Here is a 12257-nt window from a genome sequence, read left to right on the forward strand (position 1 = left end):
CGTTTATTCTAAATAGTAGAATGTATAAATGAGATAACAAACAAGATATTCGAAATGAAACAGAAAATAGCATTCTTTATTCTTACATTACTCTGTATTGGATGTACAAAAGATCCGCAGATTCAGGCCGCTTATGATTTGATCGAGCGTGTTACGCCCGGCTACGGCCAACAGTTTAAACTGGAATTGATAGAACCTGTCAACGGGGAGGACGCTTACGAGATCGCATCCGCTGATGAAAAAATACTTCTTCGGGGTAACAACACCGTTTCCCTGGCAACGGCTTACAATCAATATCTGAAATATACTTGCAATGCACATGTTTCCTGGTTTGGCAGCCAGCTTGATTTACCGGAACAATTGCCGCTTCCGGAAAAGGTGATAAAAAATACGATTAATGGCAAGTATAGAGTGTATATGAATTATTGTACCGTCAGTTATACCGCCTCCTGGTGGGACTGGGAGCGTTGGCAGAAGGAGCTGGATTATATGGCGATGAACTCCATTAATATGCCGCTGTCGGTTGTCGGACTTGAAGCGGTCTGGTATAATACATTGCTGAAATACAATTTTACTGATGAAGAAGCCCGTGCCTTCCTGGCTGGTCCCGGACATTTTGCCTGGCAATGGATGCAAAATCTGCAAAGCTATGGCGGCCCGTTACCTAAATCCTGGATAGACAGCCATGCGGAACTGGGAAAAAAGGTCATCAACCGTCAATTGGAATTGGGAATGCAGCCTATACAGCAAGGATTTTCCGGTTATGTACCGCGTGAACTGAAAAATAAATATCCTGATGCAAAAATACAGTTGCAACCTTCCTGGTGTGATTTTACCGGTGCCGCGCAGCTGGATCCGACCGATTCGTTGTTCAGTGCTTTCGGTCGTGATTTCCTGGAAGAAGAAAAGAAACTGTTCGGTGCGCATGGCGTGTATGCTGCCGATCCGTTTCATGAAAGTCGGCCGCCGATCGATACCCCGGAATACCTGAGTGCCGTCGGAAATTCCATCTATAAATTATTTCAGGATTTCGACCCTTCTGCTATCTGGGCGATGCAGGCCTGGAGCCTTCGTGAGCCGATCGTGAAAGCTGTTCCCAAAGAACATCTTCTGATACTCGACCTGAACGGGGGGAGAAGCAGACAGGAAAATACTTGTTGGGGGTACCCCGTAGTTGCAGGTAACCTGCATAACTTCGGAGGCCGTATCAACTTGCATGGCGATTTACGCTTGCTGGCATCTAATCAATATGCTGTTGCCAAACAGAAATCACCTAATGTTTGCGGTTCCGGTTTGTTTATGGAATCGATTGAACAAAATCCGGTTTATTATGACCTGGCTTTTGAAATGCCGCTTCATGCCGATGAAGTGGATATCGAAGAATGGCTGGATGATTATGCGGAGCGTCGTTATGGTGCAGCTTCTGAAAATGCGCATAAGGCTTGGTTGCATCTGCTTGAAGGTCCGTATCGTCCCGGTACGAATGGTACGGAACGTAGTTCTATTATTGCAGCCCGTCCGGCATTGAATGTAAAAAAATCAGGTCCGAATGCCGGATTAGGCATTCCGTACTCTCCTTTACTGGTAATCCAGGCACAGGGCTTACTTTTGAAAGATGCCGATAAGCTGAATGCTTCTACTCCATATCGTTTCGATGTGGTCGATATTCAGCGGCAATTAATGTCGAACCTGGGACAGGCCATTCACAAAAAAGCGGCAGAAGCATTTGTAAAGAAAGACAAAGCGGCTTTCACTTTACATAGTAACCGTTTTCTAGAAATGCTTCGTGACGTAGATGTTTTGCTGCGTACACGTCCGGAATTCAATTTCGATAAATGGCTGACCGATGCCCGTAGTTGGGGCACTACGAATGAGGAAAAAGACTTGCTCGAAAAAGATGCCACGGCATTAGTGACTGTCTGGGGAGCTGATGGCGATCCGCTGATCTTCGATTACTCCTGGCGTGAGTGGACCGGCCTGATCGATAGCTATTACCTGAAACGTTGGGAAAAGTTTTATGCCATGTTACAGGAACATTTGGATGAAGGAAATGAGTATTCGGAAAAAGGTCTTCCTATGACTCATGGCCGTGAAGCCTTTCGCGCGAATGATTTCTATAGTGAACTTGGCGACTGGGAATTGGAGTTCGTCTCCCGGACCAATAAAGCCCGTACTCCGATCACGCAGGGTGACGAAATAGAGACGGCTCTGAAGATGTATAAAAAATATGCAACCCTGGCCAGGGAATATTATCAGGATGAAATGAAAGCTGATAATATTCAGGAAGGTGACATTTTTGAGAATTTGGGCGAATGATCTGATTATTATAATTTGTTCCTTCTATTATTTATTCGGATGTCGGTTTGTTTTTAACTGACACCCGAATTGTTTATTATGGAAAATCATCTGGAAGTAAGAATTTTTGTTTATATCTTTTTTTATATGTTATTGTATTGATTTACAGAGTAGAATAATGTCTGATTTTTTAAATGAAACGATTAACCCGAGTCAAATGATATTCAATGGGAGAAGGATAAATTAACAGAGTTCTCGTAGGACTACGTTCTTAGTAAATGCAAATTTATACATATATTTATTTATATGAATTAAATAGCATGGAAAAATACAGTAAAACTGCCGTATAACATATATTCCTTTTCTACTGGTTATATTGTTGTGTAAATTTTGCTTTAGATGATTTTATTGATTTGGCATTTACTTGATATACGGTTCTGTTCCTGATTTATGCATATTCATCATTCCTGTCCCATTCTTTGTAATTGTGATTTGTTGAATAAAATATATTAAAAGACTTGATCGGTGTTTATTTTCCTTACCTTAAATCAAGAAACCTAACATGTTGTTTTATATTGTATTATGTGCCATCCGCAAAGTAAGCCATCCTGATGATTTACATAAGTCCTACGAGAACTTAGTATTATAGACTTAATACTACAATCTAAATGTAAAATTATGAGAAGAAGAATGATGTTATTGCTTACCTGTTGTATAATGGGTGTAGGTTTGGTGATGGCTCAGTCGTCTAAGGTAACCGGTAAAGTTCTTTCCGACGAGGATGGAGAAGCGATTATTGGAGCGACTGTGATGGTGAAAGGGACAACTATCGGTACTGTAACTGATGCTGATGGTTTTTTCAATTTGAGTAATGTCCCTAATTCGGCTAAGGTTCTGGAAATCTCGTTTGTCGGAATGGAAACGATGACCGTTAAAATCGCTCCGAATCTGACAATCCGGATGAAAAACTCTTCAGAGATGCTGGATGAAGTGCTGGTTACAGGAACCTATGGTTCGGCAAAGAAATTAGGTTCAATGGTCGGCTCTGTTGCAGCTGTTAAATCAGAAAAGATTTCTAACCGTCCGAGTGCGAACTTTGCTGATGCTTTACAAGGACAGGTTGCCGGTTTACAGGTATATACCTCTTCCGGCGAACCGAGCGAAAATGTTTCAATGCGTTTGCGTGGTGTCGGTTCTATCAATTCTTCTACGGAGCCTTTATTCGTTTTGGACGGTTCCCCGATTTCCAGCGGTGTTTTTACTGCTTTGAACCCGAGTGATATCGAAAATGTCACTGTTTTGAAGGATGCATCGTCAACATCCATTTACGGGTCACGTGCGGCAAACGGTGTCGTGATAATTACAACAAAGCGTGGTAAAGGTTCAAAACCTACCGTTAGTGTTAAAGGACAGTATGGCTTTTCACAGCCGGCATTGCCTACTACGGAAATGATGAATACGACACAGTATTATAATTTATGGAAAACAATTAAACCCGGAGCAAATCTTTCTACGGTTGAAAAATACATGAATATGGGGATTTCTACCGATTGGGCTGATTATTTCCTGAATGATAATGCCCCGACATGGCAATTGGATGCAAGTATCACAGGGGTAGCAAATAATACAAATTATTTTATTTCGGCCAGTCATTATGATGCAGATGGTGTGGAACCGGCTTCCGGTATGCGTCGTGAAACTTTGCGTAGTAATATCGACTCAAAAGTGTTCAGCTGGCTGCGGGTAGGGCTGAATTTAGGTTTGTCTTATGAAGATTTTGAAACAAACGGATTTGCCAGTACCGGTAATAGCTGGTATAATGTGGGTACTTTGAGCCGTTGGGCTGTCCCTTATGAAACTCCTTATGAAATTATTGAAAATGCCGACGGCAGCATTTCTTATGGTAAACGAAAAGATTTACTGGATGTGCTGGGACTCTGGAATCCCTATTATTTATTGGAAAATCAACCGACAGAAAAGAATAAAATTCGTCTTTATGGAAATATGTTCGAAGAACTGACTCCGGTTAAGGGCTTGACAATTCGTGCCGCTCAAGCTATGGATGCGTTTGATTACAGGTATCGCTATAAAAGTTTGCCGGCCAGATATAATAATTATTCGGGTAGCGCTGCCGAAACTTTCCAGCGGTATTCTTCTTTTACGTTGACTAATACGGCTGAATATAAGTTTGATATCAATAAGTTGCATAATATTACAGCTTTGGTCGGACAGGAATCGATCATATACGATGGCAGTTCTTTCGGAACCAGTGTAGACGGTATAACGGATTCTCGTTTGTCGATGGTAAGTCATGGTACCACTTACAAAGCGCCGAGTGCCAGTCTGAAAAAGAAAACGATGAACTCTTTCTTTGCACGCGCAGAATATAATTTCAATGAAAAATATTATCTGGATGCCTCTTACCGTACGGATGGTTCTTCTTTATTTGGAGTAAACAAACGTTGGGCTTCCTTCTTTTCTGTAGGGGCTATGTGGAATATGAAGGAAGAACAGTTCCTGGCGGATGTAGAATGGCTGGACGAATTGCGAGTGAAAGCCAGTTATGGTACAACCGGTAACTCTGCATTTGATGGTGACCCGTATTACCCGTCTTTAGGATTGATCGGTACAGGTCTTTACAACGGAAACCAGAGTTTCGGAGTTTCTTCCGTGCAAAATGACGATCTGACCTGGGAAAAACAAAAAACACTGAATATCGGTTTCAATTCGCGTTTCTTTAATCGCCTGAGCGTCGACTTTGACTTCTATAATAAGGTGACGACGGATATGTTGATGACGATCCCGTTCTCTTATACAACCGGACATGGCTCAGGATGGGGAAATATTGGCAGTATGTTCAATCGTGGTATCGAACTTACCGCATCTTATGATATAATCTCCAATAAGGATCTCTTCTGGAGTGTTTCGGCCAATATAAACTATAACAAGAACCAGATTACAGAATTGTTTGGCGGACGTGATGAATATGTTGTAGCCAATACCGGTGTTAAATATGAAGTGGGTAAAACGTATGGCGATTTCTATTATGTGAGATGGAAAGGCGTTGATCCGCAGGACGGACAGCAAATATGGCTGGACAAAGACGGGAATGAAACAAAAACCTACTCCGAGGATAATGCCGTGTTTACCGGTAAAAATCAGTTTGCTCCCTGGGTAGGTGGTTTCAATACTCAGTTTTCCTGGAAGGGCTTCACGCTGAATGCGGACTTTTCTTTCATGTTGGGTAAATATATGATCGACAATAACCGGTACTTCGTTGAAAATCCGAATTTCGTCGGACAGTTAAACCAGGCTGTCGTAATGGAAAATATGTGGACAACACCAGGGCAGATAACGGATATTCCGGCTGCGAATTCTGCCATTCAATTTGATACTCATCTGATTGAAAATGCGTCGTTTATGCGTTTGAAGAATTTAACGATCGGTTATAACTTGCCGGATAATTTGTTGAGAAAAACAGGTTTTATCCGTGGTGTCAGGGTATTTGCTGTAGGTCGTAACTTATTGACTGTTACAAAATATCAGGGAGCAGACCCGGAAGTGGATTCTAACTTGCAGTTGGGTAAATATCCGAATACCCGCCAGTTCTCATTTGGTGCTGAATTTACGTTCTAATAATTTGTAAAAAGAAGAAAATCATGAAACATCCATGAAATAAATTTCGTCCAAGAGCATGTAAATAGGGGGGTATTGTTTACTTTAGTGTCATTCACTCGAAAAAACGAATGCAATGAAAACAGTACCTTTTGAACAAGTCATCCTCCGGGGTTGTGGAATAGATGTCCACAAGGACATGGTAGTTGCTACGATAAGTGGCGAAGGTCTCAAAACTGAAACCCGCAGTTACAAGACCTTCAGTAGTTCTTTGACAGAATTAAAAGAATGGTTATTATCCAGTGGCATTACGCATGTAGCCATGGAAAGTACCGGTGTTTACTGGAAGCCGGTCTATAAGATTCTTGAATGTCCTGATATGAAAGTCTGGATCGTGAACGCACGGCACATCAAGTATGTTCCCGGGCACAAAACGGATAAAAAGGATAGTGCCTGGATTTGCAAACTGCTTTTAGCAGGTTTGTTGAAACCGAGTTATATCCCGGAGCGTGAACAACGTGAGCTTCGTGATTTAACCCGTTACCGTAACAAGTTGATCCAGCATGTATCTTCTGAGAAAAACCGTATTGTTCGTATCCTGGAAGATTGTAACATCAAACTTTCCAGCGTGGTGTGCAGCCTGGACGGAGTCGTGGCGAACAAGCTGATAGATATGTTGATCGATAAGGGTCATGTAACAATGGATGACATAACTTGCATCTATCATAAAAAACTTGAAGCCAGTCCGGAACTTCTTTATCAGGCTTGTGAAGGCTTTATAGAACCGCATCACATCTATATGTTGCAGACCATCCGTAAAGATATGGAACAGACGAAAGCCATCATAGCTGACCTTACCTGCCGTATAAAAGAGGTTTTATCTCCTTATGAGAATGTGATGGAACTCTTGCAGAAGATCCCCGGACTTAGCCGGAAAACGGTTGAAGACCTGATAGCAGAGATAGGTGTGGATATGGAAGCCTTTCCAACCGAAAAGCACCTGGCTTCGTGGGCCGGTGTCTGTCCTGGCAATAACGAGAGCGCAGGTAAAAAAAAAGTGGTAGAACCACCCATGGCAACAAACAGTTGAAAGCCGTAATCACGGAGGCTGCGTGGGCAGCCACCCGTACCAAGAACACCTTTTACAGTGCACGTTATCACCGTTTAGCCGCCCGTCGAGGGAAAAAGAGGGCTTTAGTAGCAGTAGGACACTCGATCCTGAAATCGGTATGGCATGTACTGAAAGAGGCTTGTGAGTATAAGGAACTCGGTGCGGAATATCTCAACCAAAGGATGGAGCAGAAACGGAAAAATTACTTGAAGAAAGAGCTGGAAGCACTTGGCTATAAAGTTAAAATCAGCCGTGATGATGGTCCAATCCCAGAAGTAGGTTAAAAACATAGAGAAGGTCGATTTTTACTGGCTTGTTGTCGTAAGAAACAGCAAGAGGTCGCTCATGAAACTGATCTCAACTGCTAAGCGGTCAAGACTGCGAGTCCTTTAACGCGTGTATGAAATTTTTTTTCTTAGCTGTTGTAAAATTATAAAATGCCCAAAGATAATAGCCAACCGCATTTGTATCTATACAAGTGCTCTCTTTTGTTTTGTCTGAACTCTAAAAAAATCAATTTATTAATGGTTTAAACGGCTCTCTTGAGATAGGGAGCGCAATTTATTTACATATGAAAAAATCTATTATATTGTCAGTTGCTACCTGTTGTTTTGCTGCTTTTACAGCTTGCGATATGGATTTGGCTTCGGAAACAAGCATACCTACCAATCAGTCTGTTCAGTCTGTCCAGGACTGTGGAAAATATAGTAATTTGTTTCATGCGGAATGGCGTGGCTATGTGCAAAATAGCTATACTATGGATGCGTTGGTACAGTCCGGACTGATAACGGCTACGGCTGATTACGGAAATACGTATGGTGCTTTTTACCGCTGGGACTATACCATTACAGACGGCGCTTTTTCCGGTTGCTGGAGCGATAATTATAATTTTATAGCAAACGCTAACGTCCTGTTGAAGGGGGCAGAAGCTTTATTAGCTGATAATTCGTTATCGGATGACGATCGGAAAGAAATCCGGCTTTATATGGGGCATGCTTATTTTACAAGAGCATATGCTTATTTTGAGTTGGCTCTCCATTTCTGTAAGAATTATGATCCGTCCTCCGCTGCTAACGAATATGGTATTCCCCTTGTTGAAGAATATAATTCGACACCATCTATTGCCGGAACATATCCGGGGCGTAGCACGTTGGAGGAGACTTATAAACAGATCGACAGCGATCTGGCAAAAGCAGAAGAATATGTAACGACAGCAGGAGAGATAAACTCCGCTTATATCACGGCTGATGTGGTAAAAGCATTGAAAGCCAGAATTGCTTTAGAAAAAGAGGACTACCAAACTGCTATATCTACAGCTACTGCGCTGATAAACAGTGGAACCTATCCATTGATGACAGATGGAGATGCTTATGCCGATATGTGGTTGCATGACAACGGAACGGAAGCCATCTGGCAGTTTGCCATGGTGAAAGCCAAGGAAACAGGACCGAACGCCCTGGGTAGCGCATTCAGCGGTATTATCGATAAATTACCCCGCCCTTCTTATTTGCCGACTAACACAGTATTGAATTTGTATGATAAAGACAATGATATTCGTTATAACGCTTATTTTACGTATGATTCAATCGATGCCCAGACTGTTCCGGATTTTATGATTACTTATTGTAAGAAATGGCCGGGTAACCCTGAATTATATGAAGGAAAGAGCAATAACATAAATAAGACCAAGGCTTTCCGTATTTCTGAAATGTATCTGATTGCGGCTGAGGCTTATGCGATGTCGGGAGATGAAACGAACGCTTCCGCGATGTTGAATAAACTGAAGACTGCCCGTGTGAAAGGATGGAGCGATAAATCTTATAAAGGGGATGCTTTGATAAAAGAAATTCAGGATGAGTATGTACGCGAATTATTCGGTGAACAGCCTTATTTCTTTGACCTGAAACGTTGGAAGAAAGGGCTGAATCGTTCTTCAAGCGAAGCTCAGGATATTTCTTACCTGCCTGCTTTAGGTACGGATATGGTAAAGTCTGCCGACGATCATATGTGGGTATGGCCGATCCCTAAAGATGAGATCGATGCGAATCCGCAGATCAAAGGGCAGCAGAATGCTGGGTATTAAGTTATAAATTGGAGTCAGTCTTATTGGAAATGAATTTCCGATAAGACTGATTAAAATAGAATATCTAAAAAGTGTTTGTTGGCTGTTCGTGTTTTTTCTTGTAATAAAAGTTACAAGATTATTTTTAAGTGTTGTAAACCTAAATCGAGTTTGTTATGAAAAAAATAAAAAGTTTAAAATTATTTGTTTTCATCAAGTGTCTGCTTCTATTAGGATTGATGTTAACATGTAAAAATGAAGAGGATATAAATTTGAGAACAGTTGCTGAAAACGCTTTTTTTACATATAGCGGAACAGCACCTGCTATTAGTGAAATTACACTGGGACTGAAAGACCTAAATGAACAAAAGAACTTTTCTTCAGCATTTATAGCTAATTATGGACAACCTGTGTGGCAAGAATCTATAGTTGTTACTATTGATAAAGAAGAAACTATAATTATTACACCGATTAAATTAGGACAGCAGAAACAGATAAATACGCTTTGGGTGTTTTTTGCTCATAATAATATCGTTTCCAATATAGTTCTTACTAAAGAGATGCTTTCTAAAACTAAAATGGATTTAGAATGGGGATTTGATTATTTTAATCAAAAAATGTTCTCGGAAGAAATGAATTATCAATATCATTTTCATGAACTAAGTGATGATTTACAAACGCGCTCTGGTGTTTTAGTTACATATTGTGTAAACTATACAATCGAAATAGAGTTTGAAGGGAAAAAGGCTACCAGTTCCGGCACTCATTGTTGGAATGAATACTATAGAACTCATGAATTTGAGTTTATAGATCATGTAGATTCTCCGGCAAATGTCGTTGTTGATGATATATATGTATCAAATCAACAAGCATGGGGGGGAGGAGGCGGTGACACTCATCCGATGGGTAATACCCCGACCGAGAGATTTAATAGGACTTGTAAAATTGTTACAGAAGTTAGAGATCAAGAACGGGACAGAATAATATCTGTTGTTGATAAGTTTGCAACAACTCCTGTTTTTGAAAGACTGTATTTTCTTCTTAGTCGTAAAACGTTGTATATAAAAATGGATCCTATGATAGGTGTGAATGCACAATATGATAAGTCAACAAATACGATTTCTTATAGAACGGAGACAGATATACTCAATATATATTTTGATGAAGAACTTATACATGCGGCTCAAGCGATAGAGTATGGTGATCGAATGTTGAATAAATATAAGAATTTTGAGTTTGAAGCAAAAGTGTTAAGGGACTTGGTGGCACATCGTGCAGAAGGTGGAGCTTTTATTGGTAGTTTTAATATGGATGACCAGTTTATGGGTCAATATCAGGATTTTATACTTGATATGTGTGATCGAAAATCTATATCTGATATAGATATTCAACTCTATTTCGATTTTTTGGAGCGATGGACAGGTTATCCTGGCATTGTAGATAAATCTATTCTGCCGCAATTATTGATTACGTATAGTGTATTATTTTAAATATATTGAAAATATGAAGAGACTTAATCTTATATTAATTTGTTTGATCGGAATATGTAGTATGAATGCTCAGAATATTCCTGATTTGAGATATTTTGAGGTATCTAAGAAGTTTGAAAAACGTATTGTTCTACGCGTTCCGTCTTTTCCAAAACCGGAAGGTAATTCCGGAAGTTTTCGTAGCACACCTGAATCTGACATTCATGGGTTGTTTGGCAAGAAAATGCATTCAATGCTGGAATCTTATTTCACGGATCGGGATTGGAGTGATAAAAGAGATTGGTTAAAGAAATATGGACCATCTTATTCAATTTATTTCGATAAGAACATGAAGATATTTGCGTATAGCATTATGTTAAAGCCGGAGGTATTTACGCAAATGTCTGAAGAGTATCTTAAAGGTTTTGGGGAGGAATTGATGAAAATGGATCTTCGCCCTTATTTTGAAATAGAGGAAAAAGATAAGGAGACTTTTACCTGGGGAGCAGTGCATGTCTGGGTTGCTATACGATACAGGGAAAGAAAGTGACATACATTTTTATAAACACACTGATAAGGGAATGGTCAGATGTGAATCTCGCCATTTCCCGTTTTTTCAAGTTTCTATATGCTTTTAATCGGTAGGTTTGCATGCCTAGAATCATTTGGAATTCTTTTGGTAATTGTCTTTAATTGGTTAAATAATTATAAACCAGAGGCTGTTCCATAAATTCTTTTTTTCTTTGCAGAAAAATTGGGAGGTATGCACCCTGTGCGTATCTCCCCAATTTATTGAATAATAATAAGGTTACGTCTGATGGCTGAAAATAATAAGGTTAACTCGGTTTCTTTCTTTAATTCTCGTCTTACTTCCATCATAAGTATCGCCCTGGTGCTTTTCCTGCTCGGGTTGATTTTGTTGATGGGGTTGCTTGGAAACCAGTTGTCGGTTTATGTCAGGGAAAATATATCATTTTCTATTGTATTGAAAGACAATCAGAAAGAAGCTGATATCAAGAGGATGCAGAAGAGCCTGGACGCGCTTCCTTTTATCAAATCTACCGAATATATATCGAAAGAACAGGCTGCGAAGGAACTGGAAGAAGAATTGGGTGAGAATCCGGAAACTTTCCTCGGCTTTAATCCGTTGCAGGCATCTATCGAAGTGAAGCTGCATTCCGAATATGCAAACCCGGACAGCCTGCAGCATATCGAAAAGAAAATCAAAACATATACCTCTGTATCCGACCTGCTTTACCGGAAGGATATGATGCAGATGGTGAACGATAATATGAAACGCTTGAGCATTATCCTGCTCACATTGGCTGTTATGCTGATGGCTATATCGTTTGTCCTGATCAGCAATACGATCCGTTTGCTGATTTATTCCAAACGTTTTTTGATCCATACAATGAAATTGGTGGGAGCTACTTCCGGGTTTATCCGGCGCCCTTTTGTGCGCTATAATGTGGTAAGCGGTATTTTTGCATCCATCCTGGCAATATTAATGCTGACCGGTTCGTTATATTATTTACAACACGAATTGGACGGTTTTATCCAGCTATTGGATGTGAAGGCTTTACTGGTTGTATATGCGGCGGTGTTCCTGCTGGGAATCCTGTTGTCGGTAACGGCTACCGTATTTGCTGTAAACAAGTACCTCCGTATGGGTGTTGATAAGTTGTATTATATATAATAAACAAAG

At 40.5% G+C, this 12257-nt stretch carries 8 protein-coding genes; all 8 read left to right on the top strand.

Features of this window, described 5'->3' with window-relative positions; genetic code table 11:
- Nucleotides 1–54 precede the first annotated feature (54 nt).
- Nucleotides 55–2316, top strand: a complete 2262-nt coding sequence (locus K6V26_RS27350) for an alpha-N-acetylglucosaminidase (protein WP_224264344.1) — start codon at nt 55–57, stop codon at nt 2314–2316.
- Nucleotides 2317–2973: 657 nt separating this feature from the next.
- Nucleotides 2974–5931: a SusC/RagA family TonB-linked outer membrane protein gene (locus K6V26_RS27355; RefSeq protein ID WP_173012309.1), complete on the top strand. Its 2958-nt coding sequence runs from the start codon at nt 2974–2976 to the stop codon at nt 5929–5931.
- A gap of 115 nt (nt 5932–6046) precedes the next feature.
- Nucleotides 6047–7000 (top strand): IS110 family RNA-guided transposase, encoded by a 954-nt coding sequence (locus tag K6V26_RS27360; RefSeq protein ID WP_010800681.1) that lies wholly within the window; start codon nt 6047–6049, stop codon nt 6998–7000.
- Nucleotides 6997–7305 carry a hypothetical protein gene (locus tag K6V26_RS27365; RefSeq protein ID WP_007657317.1) on the top strand — a complete coding sequence of 103 codons (309 nt, stop codon included), beginning with the start codon at nt 6997–6999 and terminating at the stop codon, nt 7303–7305. The genes K6V26_RS27360 and K6V26_RS27365 overlap by 4 nt, the downstream gene beginning before the upstream one ends.
- 287 nt (nt 7306–7592) lie before the next feature.
- The gene (locus K6V26_RS27370; protein WP_224264345.1) at nt 7593–9104 is read left to right on the top strand and encodes a RagB/SusD family nutrient uptake outer membrane protein; all 1512 of its coding nucleotides are present in this window, start codon (nt 7593–7595) and stop codon (nt 9102–9104) included.
- A 155-nt stretch (nt 9105–9259) separates the two neighbouring features.
- Complete coding sequence (locus K6V26_RS27375; RefSeq protein ID WP_224264346.1) at nt 9260–10573, top strand: hypothetical protein; 1314 nt, start codon at nt 9260–9262, stop codon at nt 10571–10573.
- A gap of 13 nt (nt 10574–10586) precedes the next feature.
- A complete protein-coding gene (locus tag K6V26_RS27380; protein WP_046146291.1) occupies nt 10587–11102 on the top strand; it encodes a hypothetical protein in 516 nt (171 codons plus the stop codon).
- A gap of 267 nt (nt 11103–11369) precedes the next feature.
- Nucleotides 11370–12248, top strand: coding sequence for a cell division protein FtsX (locus K6V26_RS27385; RefSeq protein WP_010800580.1), 879 nt, complete (start codon nt 11370–11372; stop codon nt 12246–12248).
- The last annotated feature ends 9 nt before the right edge of the window (nt 12249–12257 follow it).

The sequence above is a fragment of the Parabacteroides goldsteinii genome (genome assembly GCF_020091425.1).
Classification (GTDB): domain Bacteria; phylum Bacteroidota; class Bacteroidia; order Bacteroidales; family Tannerellaceae; genus Parabacteroides; species Parabacteroides goldsteinii.

Excerpts from the sequence above, each read along its gene's own strand:
- K6V26_RS27350 (WP_224264344.1), top strand. The coding sequence starts at position 55 with ATGAAACAGAAAATAGCATTCTTTATTCTTACATTACTCTGTATTGGA.
- K6V26_RS27355 (WP_173012309.1), top strand. The coding sequence starts at position 2,974 with ATGAGAAGAAGAATGATGTTATTGCTTACCTGTTGTATAATGGGTGTA.
- K6V26_RS27360 (WP_010800681.1), top strand. The coding sequence starts at position 6,047 with ATGAAAACAGTACCTTTTGAACAAGTCATCCTCCGGGGTTGTGGAATA.
- K6V26_RS27370 (WP_224264345.1), top strand. The coding sequence starts at position 7,593 with ATGAAAAAATCTATTATATTGTCAGTTGCTACCTGTTGTTTTGCTGCT.
- K6V26_RS27375 (WP_224264346.1), top strand. The coding sequence starts at position 9,260 with ATGAAAAAAATAAAAAGTTTAAAATTATTTGTTTTCATCAAGTGTCTG.
- K6V26_RS27380 (WP_046146291.1), top strand. The coding sequence starts at position 10,587 with ATGAAGAGACTTAATCTTATATTAATTTGTTTGATCGGAATATGTAGT.
- K6V26_RS27385 (WP_010800580.1), top strand. The coding sequence starts at position 11,370 with ATGGCTGAAAATAATAAGGTTAACTCGGTTTCTTTCTTTAATTCTCGT.